Raw genomic sequence first — 15548 nt, forward strand, 5'->3', positions numbered from 1 at the left:
GCTCCGCTGCGCACGTCGCCCAGCACGCAGCCGCCGCCCGCGACGACCGCAAGGTCTACAGCAAGCGCGGCCGCCGCCTGCCCGGCGAGCAGGCCGTGCCCAGCTACACGCCGTCGATCGCCGCCCGCAGCATCGACGGCCACCTGCTGCGCACCGGCCAGGAGGTCTACGCCTGGTACCGGCTCGCGCCGCAGCGCTGGTCGTTCCGCTCGGACTCCCAGCGGCAGGACCTGATCGCCGCGATCGCGGGCCAGTACGCCGAGCTCCAGGGCCGGTGGATGCACCTGCGCGTGACGAACCGGCCCTACCCGATCCGGATGTGGGCCGAGGCGCACGTGCACAACGCCGTGCGCCGGCTGCCCGACACCCCCGGCACGCTGAGCTTCGACGACTACATGGTCGGCGAGCAGCAGCAGCTGATGGGCCGGTCGATGGCCGAGAAGGAGGTCTACCTCGGCGTCCAGGTGCAGACCCGCAACATGATGGACCGCGCCGTCGAGCGCGCCGCCCCCGTGCTGCGCAAGGTCTTCCCGGACGCGGTGGACGCCGAGCTGGTCGCGATCGAGTCCGAGATCGACCACCTCGACCAGGTGATCGGCTCCGCGGGACTGGAGGGCCGCCCGGCCACGGCCGAGGAGATGTCCTGGCTGATGCACCGGTCGTGCTCGCTGGGCCTGCCCGCGCCGCGCAACCTGCCCGCCGTGCCCGGCGCGCCGTGGGAGCCGGAGGACCTGGCCTCGTTCACCGACGCCGCCGACTTCCACCAGGAGCCCTACGCGCCGACCGTGGTCGTGCGCGGCCGCACCGGCTCGAACGCGGGCGTCCGGCGGCACGTCGCGGTGCTCACCGTGGGCCTGATGCACGGCCTCCAGATCCCCGAGGTCGACGACCCGTGGGTGCAGCGGTCCGACCGGCTGCCCGCCTCGGTGGAGTGGTCGGCGCGCATCTACGTGCGCCGCCCGGAGGAGGTCTCCGGCGAGCTCCAGCGGCAGATGAGCAAGGTCCGCTCGCAGGTCCGCCACTACACCGACGAGCACGAGCTGGAACCGCCGCAGTCGCTGGCCCGCCAGGCGTCCCGGGTGCTGGAGATCGACGACGAGATGACGTCGGGCTTCACCGCGCTGGGCACCCGGGTGCGGTCCTGGTGGCGGCTGGCGGTGTCCGGGCCGACCGAGCGCGAGGCGCTCAAGCTGGCCCAGTCGCTGCTCGACCTCTACAAGCCGAAGGTCGCCGTCGAGCACCCCGAGGCGCAGTACGCGATCGCCCGCGAGTTCATCCCGGGCGAGCCGCTGTCGTCCTCGGCCTACCTGCGCCGCGGCTCGGTGCTGTGGGCGGCCTCGGCCGTGCCCACGGCGACCGCCGAGGTGGGCGACCGCCGGGGCATCCTGCTGGGCGAGACGGTCACCGCGACCCGCCGCCCGGTGGCGTGGGACCCGTGGATGGCGCAGGAGCTGCGCGACTCCTCGGGCCTGACCGCGATGGTCGCCGGCCTGGGCGCGGGCAAGTCGTTCCTGGGCGGCGGCATCGTCTACAAGACGCTGCGCTCCGGCGCGCACTGGACGCTGCTCGACCCGTCCGGCCCGCTGGCCGCCCTGTGCGAGCTGCCCGAGCTGCGCCCGTACGCGCGGCCGATCAACCTGCTCAACGCCCAGCCGGGCATCCTCAACCCGTACCGGGTGGTGGCCGAGCCGCAGCTGGAGCACTTCACCGACGAGGACGACCCCGAGCGGGCGTGGCGGCGCGAACGCGCGCTGGCCGCGGCCACCCGGCGCCGCCTCGTGCTCGACGTGCTCACCGGTCTGCTGCCGTTCGAGGTGGCCAGGCTGCCGCAGACCCGGATCGTGCTGCTGCGCGCGGTCCGCACGGTCGGCGGCCGGCCCGACGCCCACCCCGGCCTGGTGTTCGAGGCCCTGCGCCGCGACGCCAGCGAGCACCACGAGCACGCGGTGATCGTCGCGGACTTCCTCGACGAGATGCGGGAGCGCATGTCGCTGCTCATCCCCGAGCAGGACGCGGACCCGTACAACGAGCAGCGCGACGACCGGCTCACCGTGCTCACCATGGCCGGGCTGAACCTGCCGAAGGACGGCGTGGGCCGCGAGCACTGGACCGACGCCGAGGCGCTCGGCGTGGAGATGCTCAACCTCGCCGCGTGGCTGACCCAGCGGTCGATCTACGAGCGGCCGAAGGACCTGCGCAAGGGCGTCTGGATCGACGAGGCGTTCTTCCTGTCCGAGGTGCCCACCGGCCGGGTGCTGATGAACCGCTTCGCCCGCGACTCGCGCAAGTGGAACGTGCGCGTGCTGCTGTCGTCGCAGATCCCGGCGGACTTCCTGCGCATCCAGGGCTTCGTGGCCCTGCTCGACTCGGTGTTCGTGGGCCGGCTGGACGACGACCAGGCGCAGGCCGACGCGCTGCGGCTGCTCAAGGTGCCGGTCGGCGCGGGCTACGAGCAGGTGGTGGCCTCGCTGGGCCGCCGACCCGGCGGCGTGCGCAACAGCACCGAGCGCGACCGCGCGCCCCGGCAGTTCATCTTCGCCGACGGCGCGGGCGGCGTGGAGCGGATCCGGGCCGACTTCTCCGGGCCGCACCTGGAGCACCTGCGCAACGCGCTGGACACCACGCCGGACGCGCTGCGCGAGGGCGCCGAGCCCGCCGAGCTGGAGGCCGCGCCGCCGCAGGACCCGTTCGCCCACGAGGAGCGGTACCCCGACGACTACGACGACGAACTGGCCGCCGACCTGGAGGTCGGCCTGGTGGACGACCTGGTCGAGTCGGCGCACGGCGAGGGAGGAAACCGCCGTCCGGGTCGGGAAGGCGTGGCATGAGCACGCTGCTGCTGATCGGGCTGGTGGCGGCCGCGCTCTACGCGCGGCGGCGGTCCGCGCGCTCCGGTGAGGACACCGCGGGCCGGGCGCCCGGCCGCGCCGGCGCCGGCCGCTGGCGCGCCATGACCGTGGTGGTGGCGCTGGTCGGCCTCCAGGTCGTTCTCGGCGCCACCCCGGCCCAGGCCGCCCCGTGCGGCGAGGCGCCGAACCCCGAGCGCCCCGGTTCCGGCATGGTCGGCGCGATCGACCCGCCGATCGGCAACGGCCTGCCCGACACCCCGTACCTCACCCACGGCTACGCGGGCCTGGTCTGGCACACCTACCAGCAGAAGTGCTCGCTGCCCAACGCCACCCCGGTGCTCGACACCTGGATGGGCAACGAGCTGTTCAACGTCGGCAAGAACATCGTCGGCGCGACGAACGCCCTGCACTACACGGTCGTCGGCCAGGGCCTGCTCCAGCCGCTGGACCAGGCGGTCAAGGACGGCGTCCAGAAGGTCTACGACAACGTCTACCTGCGCTGGTTCGGCCTGGTCGCGCTGCTGCTGGCGGTGCTGATGTTCCGCCAGATCTGGCAGGGCGACCTGGCCTCGATCAGCAAGCGCGGCCTGTGGGCGCTGGCCGCGATGTGGCTGGCGACCTCGACGCTGGCGCTGCCCCAGTTCTACGACTTCCTGGACAACACCCTGGTCACCAAGACCTCGGAGATCCAGGCCGGGTTCATCGACGTGGACGACGACAAGGACACGCTGGACGTGCTGCCCTCGCGGCTGCACGACGCGGTCGTCTACCAGAGCTGGCTGCGCGGCGAGTTCGGCTCGCCCGAGGCGCCGCAGGCCGCGGAGTACGGCCCCAAGCTGCTCAACGCCCAGGCGTGGACGGTGCAGGAGCTGAGCGAGGGCAAGGACGGCGACCAGGCCGCGCTCAACGCGAAGAAGGCCGAGTTCACCTCCATCTACAACCAGCTCGGCCCCACCCAGGGCTACTTCACCGGCGACGACGGCGGCCGCACCGGCGCCGGGTTCCTGTCGCTGCTCCAGGCGGTCGCGTTCTCGCTGTTCCAGCTGTTCGCCAAGGCCGCGGTGCTGCTCGCGCAGCTGCTGCTGCGGGTGTTCACGCTGGCCGGCCCGCTCATCGGCCTGGTCGCGCTGCTGCACCACGAGCTGCTGCGCAAGGTCGCCCGCGCCGCCGCCGTCACCGTGTTCAACGTGCTGGTGCTGGCGGTCCTGGCGGGAGTGCACGCGCTGCTGCTCCAGGCGATCTTCGGCGCGACCGGGCTGTCGCTGCTCACCCGGACCCTGCTGGGCCTGATGCTGACGCTGGTCTGCTTCATGGTCGGCAAACCGCTGCGCCGCATGTGGCAGATGGTCGAGATGTCCGTGGGCACCGCGAGCAACGCCCTGCCGATGAGCGGCGGCGTGCTGTCCAGGCTGCGCAAGAAGAAGGAGGGGCCGTCCCCGCAGGACGAGTTCTGGGACACCGTGCGCGACACGGACCCGGACGGCCCCGAGGTGCCGCAGCGGGACCGGCGGCGGGTGCGGCCGGAGGCGGCCAACCCGGTCGTCGCCACCGCCCAGCGGCTCGACCGCAACGGCAACAGCGTCGGAGAGCTGGTGCCGGGCTCCGGGGGCGGCGGCGCGGTGCCGGCGCTGCCCGCGGGCTCGCGCGGCGGCCCGGCGGCGCTGCCGGTCGGCCGCTCGCGCGTGGTCGACGCGCCGCCCGTGGCGGACCGGAGCTGGGACCGGTCGGACGACGCGGTGCTGGTGCCCTCGCGGGTCTCCGGCGGTGTGTCGCGCGTCGCGGACAACCCGGTCCTGCCGACCCCGCGCCGGGCGGAGACCGAGGTCGTGGCGGGCAGGCAGGTCCACGTGATCTACCGACCGTCACGCGGGCTGGAAGTCAGGGACAGCTGATGCCGATCAGGACCAACCGCGGCCGCACCGCGGTCTACCGACGCCTGTGGGGCTGGCCGCTGCGGTCGCCCCGCCACCTGGCCATGACGATCATCGGGTTCGCCGCGGTGGTCGCCGTGGCCGGCATCGCGCTCGACAACGCGGTCGGCACCCGGCCCGGCACGGGACCCCGGTCCGCCGCCACGAGCACCACCGCCGCGTCCGGGGCGGGCAACCAGGTCGGGGTGCTGCCGCCGGCCCGGACCACGACCCCGCTGCCGACCAAGGCGCCCAGCCCCACGCCCCAGGGCACCACGGTGCCGGTCAACCCCAACGCGCAGCTCGTCGCGGACATGTGGGTCGACGCGTTCGCCTCCTTCGAACCGGGCCGCACGTCCAAGGACCAGTGGCTGGCGGGCCTCCAACCGCACACCTCCAACGAGGTGTTCCCCCAGTTGGAGTCGGTGGACCCGGTGGACGTGCCGGTGGTGATCGACCAGCCGGTCACACCGGTCAAGTCCTTCACCGATTCGGTGGAGTTCGAAGCCGCGCTGGAGGACGGCAAGCTCTACGTGGTCGTGGTGAGGCTTCCCGAGGGCTGGCGAGTGCACAAGTTCGACAAGGTGGGCTGAGGCGTGCTGAAGATCGGGATGGCGGTCGCCGCGGTGGTCGCCGTGGTCGCGGTCGTGGTGACCAACGGCGTGTCCACGGTCATCAAGGAGAACACCCCCGTCGAGGGCGACACACGGTTCCGGATGGCGAGCTGCAACGCCTCCATCGGGCCGTGGACCGGTGGCGGTGAGGAGAAGGGCCGCGGTGACGCCGACCGGCTCGCCGACGACCAGCTCACCACCGTCGCCAACATCATCTCCATCGGCCGCGAGCGGCAGCTGCCGCCGCTGGCCTGGCAGATCGCCATCCAGGCGGGCATGACCGAGTCCGGGCTGCGCAGCCTGGACTACGGCGACCGCGACTCGCTGGGCATCTTCCAGATGCGCCCGTCGATGGGCTGGGGCACGCCGCAGCAGGTGACGGACCCCCACTACGCGATCAACAAGTTCTACGACGTGCTGCTCAAGCTGCCCGACTGGGAGCAGCAGCGGCCCGGCGACTCGGCGCAGGACGTGGAGCGGTCGGCCTTCCCCGACCGCTACCACCGGTGGGAGGCCATGGCGGCGTTCCTGATCGGCCAGGAGGGCGACGTCAGCGACCCGGCCGGCTGCGGCGAGGCCGTGGGGGACTACCTGCTCGCCTCCAACGCGGCGGGCACCGCCATCGAGTTCACCCGGCAGCAGCTGGGCGAGCCGTACCTGTGGGGCGGCAACGGCCCCGACGCCTGGGACTGCTCCGGCATCCTGGTCAAGGCGTTCGCCGCGGCGGGCGTGAAGATCCCGCGCGTGGCCAACGACCAGTACGTGTCCGGCGGCGCGCACCTGCCCGTGCGCGAGGCCAAGGCCGGTGACCTGATCTTCTGGGCGACCAACCCGGCGCAGCCGGTCACCGTGCACCACGTGGCCATGTACCTGGGCGACGACGAGTACATCCACGCCCCGCAGACCGGCGACGTGGTGAAGATCAGCAAGGTCAACTGGGACTACCACGAGTTGATGCCGCTGGCCGTCCGGCCGGGCGTGTAGGGAGGCGCGACGGTGTTCAACCACGACCCCATCCAGCGGCCCGCCGGACCGCCGGCGCCGAACGCGCCCACGCGCGACTACCTCAACACCCGCCCGCCCGGCACCGACGCGCAGTACGCGGTGCTGCCCCGGTCGCTGGTGGAGGCGATGCCGCTGCCGTGGCAGCAGCAGATGGCGCACCTGCTGGCCGACTTCCACCGCTCCTACGCCCACCTGACCTGGCCGGTGTACCGGGTGGTGCCGTCCCGGCGGGAGCGACTGGTCGACCTGGACGAGGAGCAGCTGGCCGAGGTCGGCGTGCTGGTCGAGATCGACTCGGACGGCGAGCTGGTCTACCGCGACCGCAGCGGCCAGAAGATCCCGGACCCGGAGCACCGGACGGCGCTGGTGTCGGTGCTCGACCCGATCCCGGGCGAGCACGCCAACGCCAACCAGAACACGCCGCCGCGCGGGTTCGCGCAGCCGCCGGGGGTGTCCCAGGGAGGGGTGTCCCAGGCGGGGTTGTCGCAGGCAGGGGTGCCGCAGTCCGGGGCGCCGCAGCCGGGGATGTCCCAGCCGGGGGTGCCGCAGCCGACCTACCCGCAGTCGGGCCCGCTGCCCGTGCAGGCGCCGCCGCCCCCGCACTGGCGGTCATGACGCGCTCCCGCCCGGGTGTGCCGGATCGCGCATGGATCCTGGACACGGGTGGAAGCCTGGTGCCATGGCTGCTGATCCGAACGCGTGGTACTACTGCCTGACCCACCGCACCGTCGAGCGCGGCGCGGGCTGCCGCGGCGCGGACCGCATGGGCCCCTACCCGGACGAGGCGACCGCGCAGCGGGCGCTGGACCTGGCGCGGCAGCGCACCGAGTCGGAGGACCAGGCCGACCGCGAGTGGGGCAAGAGCTGAGGGCCGACCCGCGCGCCGGGGCCGGGAACGCCGGCCCCGGGCGCGCCCGCCGGTCTAGGGTGCACCCATGGTGGTGATCCGCACCGACCGCGCCGAGACGGACCCCGGCCTGGACTTCGGGGGCGTCCGGACCGAGTTCGGCCTGCCCGACGGGTTCTCCCCCGCCGCCCTGGGCGAGGCGCAGCGGGCCGTGACCGGGGACGTCGACCACGCCGACCGCGAGGACGCCACGGCGCTGCCGCTGGTGACCATCGACCCGCCCGGCTCGAAGGACCTGGACCAGGCGCTGCTGCTGGAGCGGGTCGGCGACGGCTTCCGGGTGCACTACGCCATCGCCGACCTGGGCGCGTTCGTGGAGCCCGACGGCGCGCTGGACGCCGAGGTGCGCCGGCGCGGCCAGACGCTGTACCTGCCGGACGGCAACGTGCCGCTGCACCCGCCCGTGCTGTCCGAGGGCGCGGCGAGCCTGCTGCCGGGCCAGGTGCGGCCCGCGGTGCTGTGGACGTTCGAGTGCGGTCCCGACGGCGAGCCGCGCGAGGTCCGCGTGCGGCGGGCCGTGGTGCGGTCGACCGCGCAGTTCGACTACGCGGGCGTGCAGGCGTCGTTCGACGCGGGCGAGCCGCACCCGTCGATCGAGGCGCTGCCCGACTTCGGCCGGCTGCGCCGGGCCCGCGCGGCCGACCGCGGCGCGGTGGAGCTCCAGCTGCCGGAGCAGGAGGTCGTGGCCACCGGCGACGGCGACTGGGCGCTGGTGATCCGGCCGCGCGCCGACGTCGAGACCTGGAACGCGGAGGTCTCGCTGCTCACCGGCATGGCGGCGGCGAGGATCATGCTGGACGCGCGGGTCGGCGTGCTGCGCACGCTGCCCGACGCCGACGACGGCGCGGTGGAGGCGCTGCGGCGCTCCGCGCAGGCGCTGGGCGTGCCGTGGCCCGACGGCGCGACGCCCGCGGAGCTGCTGGCGGGCCTGGACCCGGCGCGGCCGGAGGCGCTGGCGCTGTTCGTGGACGCGACCCGGCTGCTGCGCGGCGCCGGGTACACGGCGTTCGACGGCGAGGCGCCGGAGGTCTTCACGCACGCGGGCCTGGGCGCGCCGTACGCGCACGTCACCGCGCCGCTGCGGCGGCTGGTGGACCGGTTCGCCACCGAGGTGTGCCTGGCGGTCACCGCGGGCGAGCCCGTGCCGGGGTGGCTGCGACGGGCGCTGCCGCGGCTGCCGGGGCTGATGGGCGGCTCGGACGCGCTGGCGGGCAAGGTCGACCGGGCGATCCTGGACCAGGTCGAGGCGTGGGTGCTGGCCGACCGGGTGGGCCACGAGTTCGACGCGGTCGTGCTGCGCGCCGACGGCAACGCGGCGGACGTGTTCGTCGCGCAGCCGCCGGTGATGGGCCGCTGCACCGGACCGGACCTGCCGGAGGGCGAGTGGATCCGGGTGCGGCTCGCGGAGGCGGACCCCGATCGCCGGAAGGTCGTCTTCGAACGCGTGTGATGTGATGGCCCGGTGACTGGTATTCGTGAGCTCACCGTCGGGGTCCTGGGTGGTACGGGCGCGCAGGGCCGGGGCCTCGCGCTGCGGTGGGCGAAGGCGGGCCTGGAGGTCGTCATCGGGTCGCGCGGGGCCGAGCGCGCCGAGGCCGCGGCCGAGGAGGTGCGGGCGGCGACCGGGGGGCGCGTCAGCGGCGCGGACAACGAGGGCTGCGCGGCGCGGGCCGACCTGGTGCTGGTCGCGGTGCCGTGGGACGGGCACGCCGACCTGCTGGCGTCGCTGCGCTCCGCGCTGGAGGGCAAGGTCGTGGTCGACTGCGTGAACCCGCTGGGCTTCGACAAGCAGGGCCCCTACGCGCTGCCGGTGCCCGAGGGCAGCGCCGCGCAGCAGGCCGCCGCGCTGCTGCCGGGGTCGCGGGTGACCGCGGCGTTCCACCACGTCTCGGCGGTGACCCTGGCGGACCTGTCGGTCGAGTCGGTCGAGGAGGACGTGCTGGTGCTCGGCGACGACCGCGAGGCCACCGACCTGGTGCGGGAGCTGGCCGACACCGTGCCGGGCTTCCGCGGCGTCTACGGCGGGCGGCTGCGCAACGCCCACCAGGTGGAGGCGTTCACCGCGAACCTGATCGCGGTCAACCGCCGCTACAAGACCCACGCCGGCCTGCGGATCACCGGAGTCTGAGGTGCTGCCCGTCGACGACCTGGGCGAACCGGTCCCGCTGCCCGCCCCGCCCCGGCGGGTGGTGAGCCTGGTGCCGTCGCTCACCGAGGCCGTGCTCACCGACGTCCTGGACCCGGCGGCGCTGGTCGGCGCCACCGACTACTGCACGCACCCGCCGGACCTGGACGTGACCCGGGTGGGCGGGTCGAAGTACCCGGACGTGGCGCGGGTCCTCGCGCTGCGCCCGGACCTCGTGCTGGCCAACAGCGAGGAGAACCGCCCGGAGGACGTGGCGCGGCTGCGTGCCGACGGCATCCCCGTGTGGGTGACCGAGGCGCCCGCCGGCGTCCTCGCGGCCCTGGGCTCGCTGCGCCGCCTCCTGGCCACCGCCTGGGACGCGGAACCCGCGTGGCTGCCGGCGGCCGAGGACCTCTGGCGCGAGGTGGCCCCGCCGTGGGCGCGGGCCGTGGTGCCGGTGTGGCGCAAGCCCTGGGTCGTCCTGGGCCGGGACACCTTCGCCGGCGACGTCCTGCGCCGCCTGGGCGTGGTCAACACCTTCGCGTCGCACCCCGAGCGCTACCCGCGCCCGCCCCTGTCCGACCTCCAGGACGCCGACCTGGTGGTCCTGCCCGACGAGCCCTACAACTTCACCCGGACCGACGGCCCGCAGTTCTTCCCGACCCTGCGCCCGGTCCTGGTCTCCGGCTGCCACCTGACCTGGTACGGCCCGTCCCTCCTGGCCGCCCACCCCACCCTGACCGCTGAACTAGGGGCCCCCGAACGCTGAACTCACCCAACCTGAACGTACGACACGCCCAACCTGAACGTACGACTCGCGCGTCCCGAACGTACGACTCGCGCGTCCTGAGTGTTCGACTCGCGCGCGAGTCGTACGTTCGGGACCACCGTGTCGTACGTTCGGGACGGGTGAGTTCAGCGTTCGGGACGGAAGCGGTCGGTGGCGTTGAGCAGGGCGCGCCGGATGCCGGGTTCGTCGAAGGCGTGGCCCGCGTCCGGCACGACCACCAGTTCGGAGCCCGGCCACGCCCGGTGCAGCTCCCAGGCCGACACGGCGGGCGTGGCCACGTCGTAGCGGCCCTGCACGATCACCGCCGGGATGCCCGCGAGCCGACCCACGTCGCGCAGCAGCTGCCCCTCCTCCAGCCAGCCGCGGTGGTGGAAGTAGTGGTTCTCGATGCGCGCGAACGCCAGCGCGTACCGCGGGTCCGCGTGCGCCGCGACCACCTCCGGCCGCTCCAGCAGGGTGATCGTCGAGCCCTCCCACACGCTCCACGCCACGGCCGCCGGCCCGTGCACGGTCGGGTCCGGGTCGTTCAGCAGCCGCGCGTAGGTGCCGATCACGTCGCCGTCGGGCGCGAGCGCCGCCACCAGGTCCCACCGCTCCGGGAACAGGAACCCCGCCCCGCCGCCGTAGTACCAGTCCAGCTCCTTGCGGCGCAGCAGGAACACCCCGCGCAGCACCATCTCGGTCACCCGCTCGGGGTGGCTCTGCGCGTAGGCCAGCGCCAGCGTCGACCCCCACGAGCCGCCGAACACCTGCCACCGGTCCACGCCGAGGTGCTCGCGGATCTTCTCGATGTCCGACACCAGGTGCCAGGTCGTGTTGGCGGACAGGTCCGCGCCGGGGTCGGACATGTGCGGCACCGACCGCCCGCAGCCGCGCTGGTCGAACAGCACGATCCGGTACGCGGAGGGGTCGAACAGCCGGCGCTGCACCGGGGAGCAGCCACCGCCCGGACCCCCGTGCAGGAACACCACGGGCTTGCCGTACGGGTTGCCGCACACCTCCCAGTACACGCGGTTCCCGTCACCGACGTCGAGCATGCCCTGGTCGTAAGGCTCGATCTCGGGGTACATGCCTCCACTGTGCCCCAACCGGGGGAAGAGTGGATCTCCCGGGTTCGGGGCCGCCCGCGTTCCGGGCGGCCCCACCCGTCGACGATCAGTGGAAGGTGTGCTCCGGGCCGGGGAACTGGTGCCCCTTGACCTCGGCGGCGAACTGCTGGGCCGCGCCGACCATCAGGCCGGCCATGTCGGCGTACCGCTTGACGAACTTCGGCGCCCGCCCCCGCCGCAGGCCCATCATGTCCTGCCAGACCAGGACCTGCGCGTCGGTGTCCGGGCCCGCGCCGATGCCGACGGTCGGGATGCGCAGGTCGTGCGTGATCTGCTTGGCGACCTCGGCGGTCACCATCTCCAGCACGACCGCGAACGCCCCGGCCGCCTGCACCGCGTGCGCGTCGGCCACCACGGAGTCGAACGCCTCGCTGCGCCCCTGCACCCGGTAGCCGCCGAGCTGGTGCTCGCTCTGCGGGGTGAAGCCGATGTGCGCCATGACCGGGATGCCCGCCCGCACGATCGCCTCGACGTGCGGCGCGAAGTGCCGCCCGCCCTCCAGCTTCACGGCGTGCGCGCGACCCTCCTTCATGAACCGCACGGCGGTCGCCACGGCCTGCTCGACCGACACCTGGTAGGAGCCGAACGGCAGGTCGGCCACGACCAGCGCCTGCTTCACCGACCGGGTGACGCCGCGGACCAGCGGGATCAGCTCGTCCACGGTGACCGGCAGCGAGGTGTCGTAGCCGTAGACGTTGTTGGACGCCGAGTCCCCGACCAGCAGGACCGGGATGCCCGCCTCGTCGAACAGCTCGGCGGTGTACATGTCGTAGGCGGTGAGCATGGGCCACGGTTCGCCGCGGTCCTTCATCGCCTGGAGGTGGTGGATCCGCACTCGCTTTCCGGTCGGGGCGCCGGCGGCCCCGTTCCCGTAAGGCGCGGTTACCTCGGCAGAGGCCATCTTCGACCGTCCTCCCTCGGGGCCTGCCTCTTCGCGGGTCCCCGGGTGTCGTTGCACGGTTACCGGCCCAGCGTGACACGTCGGAGGGGAATTTGACCGGAGTGCGAGTAGCTTCACACGGCATGGCGTGCCGCATCACCGAACTCGTGCTGGACTGCACCGATCCCGAAGCCCTCGCCCGCTTCTGGTGCGGGGTGCTCGACTTCGAGGTCCTCGACCGGGAGGACGGGCTGGTCGAGATCGGCCGCCCCGGCGAGTACCCGACGCTCCTGCTGGAGCGGGTCGACGAGCCCAAGCTCCAGAAGCTGCGGCTGCACCTCGACGTCAACGCCACCGACCACGACCAGGGCGCCGAGCTCGAACGGCTGCTCGCGCTCGGCGCCCGGCAGGTGGACATCGGTCAGGGCGACGTGAGCTGGTACGTGCTGGCCGACCCGGAGGGCAACGAGTTCTGCCTGCTCAGCCGCCGCGTCGAGCCGTGAGCAGCCCGGCCCGCGCCCGGACGGCCGAGGTCGCCGCGGCCAGCTCGCCCGGGTCGGTGATCGTGGCGTTGCCCTCGTAGGCGACCCCGGCGGGCACGGCGTCCGCGCCGACCGGGTCGGCGTCGAAGAAGTTGCCCCGGTAGGCGACGTGCTCCAACGGCGGGCTGACGTGCAGCACGGCGGTGTTGTCGGCGCGGGCGACGACGTTGCCCTCGACCACCACCCACGCGGCCCCGTAGTCGGTGTAGAGGCCGAAGTTGTACGGGGTGCGCGTGTCCTCGACGACGTTCCCGGCGATCAGCGCCCCGCTGTCGGCGTCGTCGCCCTGCGGGCCGGACACGTAGACCCCGCCGCCGTCGGCCAGCGCGCCCATCGAGCCCGTGACGAGGTTGCGCAGCAGGCGGGTGCCGCGCCCCGGACCGGCGGCGATGCCGTTGTGCGGCACGTCCCGGACCTCGTTGTGCGCCACCGTGCAGCGCACGGTGTCCAGCAGCGCGACGCCGGGCGAGCCGGCGTGGTCCAGGCCCACCCGCCGCACCAGGTTGTCCTCGACCAGCACGTCCCGCGCGCCGACCACGGAGACGGCGGACGCGGCGAGGTCGTCGAAGTCGCAGCCGCGCACCTCGACGTCCGCGCCGCCGGTCACGCCGAGCGCGGTGGCGCCGAGCCGGGTGAAGCGGCAGTGCTCGAACCGCGCGCCGGTGACGCCGTCGAGCCGCACGGCCGCCGGGACCTGCACGTGCTCCTCCGGCACGGTCAGCCACGCGCCCTCGCCCACCACGACCTTGCCGATCGCGCCGCCGTCGTAGCAGCCATTGGCGTGGTAGTGCAGGAACCCGCGGTCGCCGCCGGGCCGCAGCCACGTGGTGTCGGCGAACACCAGGCCGCGGAAGGCCACGTCCCGCGCGCCGGTGGCGTGCACCAGCACCTCCAGCTCGGGCGCGACGATCGAGCGCACCGGCTCGCCGGGGTGCGGCAGGAGGTGCAGGACGTGGTGGCCGGGGCGCGACCGGTCCAGGGCGAAGGCGCCGGGTTCGGCCAGGAACGACGGGTCGCCCTCCACCCTGGTCGGCGCGTCCGGGCCGACCGTCCGGCTGCCCTCCCACTCGGACCGGTAGACCTCCAGGGACCAGCCGAAGGCGGGCTGCGCCATGGTGATCGCGGTCGAGTCCCCGTCGCGGGCGAGCGCGGCGACGGCGAGCCGGGCCTCGGTCCACGGGTAGACGCCCCGGTGCACGAACTCCACGCCCGCGTTGTTCACCCAGTCCAGCGGGGCGTCGGTGACGTAACCGGTGTCGGTGCGGCGCACCTGACCGGGCAGCCCGTTCACGCCCGCGCGCTCGACCCGCCGGCCGTCGGCGGTCAGGTGCCGGGTGACCAGGTCGCCGACGTCGGCCAGCAGCACGCCGTCCCGCTCGCGCCACCCGGTGACCTCGCGCCCGCCGCTGATCACGACCTCCTCCGCGGCGTCGGTGCCGTGGCCGAACGCCTGGTAGACGACGCCGGAGTCGGCCTCGGTCAGCCGGAGCGGCGCGGTGAGCCGGTGCGTGCCGGCTCTGAGGTGCACGACGCCGCCGGTCCCCGCCACCGCCCGCCGGGCGCGGTCCAGGGTGGCGAACGGCCGGGCCGCGGTGCCCGGCGCGGCGTCGTCCCCGGCGGGGGAGACGTAGAACTCGGCCATGATGGCTCCTCGTGTGTTTACGCCATAAACAAGAGGGATGTATATCATGGCCGGCGGAGGTGGGGCATGGACGAGGCCGGCGACCCGGACCTGGGGGTCGAGCTGCTGTGGGGCGAGCGGCCCGCGCTGAACCTGGCGCGGATCGTGGGCGCCGCGGTGGCGGTGGCCGACGCCGAGGGGTTGGCCGGGCTGTCGATGCGGAAGGTGGCCGAGCGGCTGGGCTTCACCACGATGTCGCTGTACCGGCACGTGCCGAGGCGTGATCACCTGGTGGACCTCATGTGCGACGCCGTGCTGGGGGAGCTTCCCGTGGGTGGGGCGAGGGCTGGTGGGGCGGGTGCGGGTGGGCTGGGGGCGAGCGCGGACGAACCAGGGGCGGGCCGGCGCGGCCGCGACTCCGGTGGCGGCTACTCCGGCGGCTACTCCGGCGATAACTCCGGTGGCGGCAATCTCGGCGATAACCCCGGTGGCGACCACTCCGGCGGCGGGTGGCGGCCCCGCCTGGAGGCGTTCGCCAGGGTGGGCTGGGAGATCCGCCGGCGCCACCCCTGGCTGGCCGAGGTGCCCGTCAACCGCCGTGTGCCCGGCCCGAACGCGCTGGCCCACTACGAGCACGCCCTCGCCGTCCTGGCCGGCACCGCCCTCACCCCGACCGAGGTGGTCGCCTCGGTCGGACTGCTCGGCCGCTTCCTGGACGCCGAGGCCCGCGCCCTCTCCGACGCGGTCCAGGCCGAGCGCGGCACCGGCGTCGGCGACGAGGAGTGGTGGGGCGCCCGCGACTCGCTGTTCGCCCGGTTCGACCGCTACCTGGTGCTGACCGCGCTCTGGGAGGCGGGCGGGTTCGACCAGCCCTCCTCGTTCGAGTTCGGCCTGGCCCGCCTGCTCGACAGCATCGCGTTGCTCGTTGAACAGCGTGATGTAAAGCGTGATGAAACCTGTCCGGTGTGTGGTGGTTCGGTGGTCCAACCGCAATCCGGCAGGCCCCGCGCGTACTGCTCCCGCGCCTGCCAGCAGCGCGCCTACCGCAAGCGCAGGTCGGGGCCCGCGAGCTGACCCCGACCTGCTCCGGAACCCCGACCTGTCCCGGGTCAGACCTGCCCGGGTCAGACCTGCCCGGGTCAGACCTGCCCGGGTCAGACCTGCCCGGGTCAGACCTGCCCGGGTCAGACCTGCCC

The 15548-nt window shown here is 74.0% G+C and carries 14 protein-coding genes; 11 read left to right on the top strand and 3 right to left on the bottom strand.

The window, feature by feature from the left end; translation table 11 throughout:
• The first annotated feature begins 77 nt into the window (after positions 1-77).
• The 9 genes from ACFP3R_RS30640 (at position 78) to ACFP3R_RS30680 (ending at position 10179) form a co-directional block, all read left to right on the top strand.
• Entirely contained in the window at positions 78-2828 is a 2751-nt protein-coding gene (locus tag ACFP3R_RS30640; RefSeq protein ID WP_380641100.1) for an ATP-binding protein, read from the top strand.
• Complete coding sequence (locus tag ACFP3R_RS30645; protein ID WP_380641062.1) at positions 2825-4741, top strand: hypothetical protein; 1917 nt, start codon at positions 2825-2827, stop codon at positions 4739-4741. The genes ACFP3R_RS30640 and ACFP3R_RS30645 overlap by 4 nt, the downstream gene beginning before the upstream one ends.
• Entirely contained in the window at positions 4741-5352 is a 612-nt protein-coding gene (locus ACFP3R_RS30650) for a hypothetical protein (protein ID WP_380641064.1), read from the top strand. The genes ACFP3R_RS30645 and ACFP3R_RS30650 overlap by 1 nt, the downstream gene beginning before the upstream one ends.
• Before the next feature lie 6 nt (positions 5353-5358).
• Positions 5359-6357: a C40 family peptidase gene (locus ACFP3R_RS30655; RefSeq protein ID WP_380641102.1), complete on the top strand. Its 999-nt coding sequence runs from the start codon at positions 5359-5361 to the stop codon at positions 6355-6357.
• 12 nt (positions 6358-6369) lie between these two features.
• Positions 6370-6993 (top strand): hypothetical protein, encoded by a 624-nt coding sequence (locus ACFP3R_RS30660; RefSeq protein WP_380641066.1) that lies wholly within the window; start codon positions 6370-6372, stop codon positions 6991-6993.
• A gap of 64 nt (positions 6994-7057) precedes the next feature.
• On the top strand, positions 7058-7246 hold the full coding sequence (locus ACFP3R_RS30665; RefSeq protein WP_380641068.1) for a hypothetical protein: 189 nt from the start codon (positions 7058-7060) through the stop codon (positions 7244-7246).
• Positions 7247-7313: 67 nt separating this feature from the next.
• Positions 7314-8735, top strand: coding sequence for an RNB domain-containing ribonuclease (locus ACFP3R_RS30670; protein ID WP_380641069.1), 1422 nt, complete (start codon positions 7314-7316; stop codon positions 8733-8735).
• Between the two features lie 12 nt (positions 8736-8747).
• A complete protein-coding gene (gene npdG, locus ACFP3R_RS30675; RefSeq protein ID WP_380641071.1) occupies positions 8748-9413 on the top strand; it encodes an NADPH-dependent F420 reductase in 666 nt (221 codons plus the stop codon).
• Position 9414: 1 nt separating this feature from the next.
• A complete protein-coding gene (locus ACFP3R_RS30680; RefSeq protein WP_380641073.1) occupies positions 9415-10179 on the top strand; it encodes a helical backbone metal receptor in 765 nt (254 codons plus the stop codon).
• A 146-nt stretch (positions 10180-10325) separates the two neighbouring features.
• Here ACFP3R_RS30680 and pip read toward each other — a convergent pair whose 3' ends face one another.
• The gene (gene pip, locus ACFP3R_RS30685) at positions 10326-11270 is read right to left on the bottom strand and encodes a prolyl aminopeptidase (RefSeq protein WP_380641074.1); all 945 of its coding nucleotides are present in this window, start codon (positions 11268-11270) and stop codon (positions 10326-10328) included.
• A gap of 85 nt (positions 11271-11355) precedes the next feature.
• Positions 11356-12210, bottom strand: coding sequence for a 3-methyl-2-oxobutanoate hydroxymethyltransferase (gene panB, locus ACFP3R_RS30690; protein WP_380641076.1), 855 nt, complete (start codon positions 12208-12210; stop codon positions 11356-11358).
• 122 nt (positions 12211-12332) lie between these two features.
• On the opposite strand from panB, the gene ACFP3R_RS30695 reads away from it, so the two are divergent.
• Entirely contained in the window at positions 12333-12692 is a 360-nt protein-coding gene (locus ACFP3R_RS30695; RefSeq protein ID WP_380641078.1) for a VOC family protein, read from the top strand.
• Here the strand turns inward: ACFP3R_RS30695 and ACFP3R_RS30700 are convergent.
• Entirely contained in the window at positions 12670-14373 is a 1704-nt protein-coding gene (locus tag ACFP3R_RS30700) for a right-handed parallel beta-helix repeat-containing protein (RefSeq protein WP_380641080.1), read from the bottom strand. The two genes, ACFP3R_RS30695 and ACFP3R_RS30700, sit on opposite strands and share 23 nt — an antisense overlap.
• A gap of 66 nt (positions 14374-14439) precedes the next feature.
• Between ACFP3R_RS30700 and ACFP3R_RS30705 the strand changes: the two genes are divergently transcribed.
• A complete protein-coding gene (locus ACFP3R_RS30705) occupies positions 14440-15426 on the top strand; it encodes a TetR/AcrR family transcriptional regulator (RefSeq protein ID WP_380641081.1) in 987 nt (328 codons plus the stop codon).
• Positions 15427-15548: the final 122 nt, after the last annotated feature.

This window comes from Saccharothrix lopnurensis, from assembly GCF_042658445.1.
GTDB classification, from domain to species: domain Bacteria; phylum Actinomycetota; class Actinomycetes; order Mycobacteriales; family Pseudonocardiaceae; genus Actinosynnema; species Actinosynnema lopnurensis.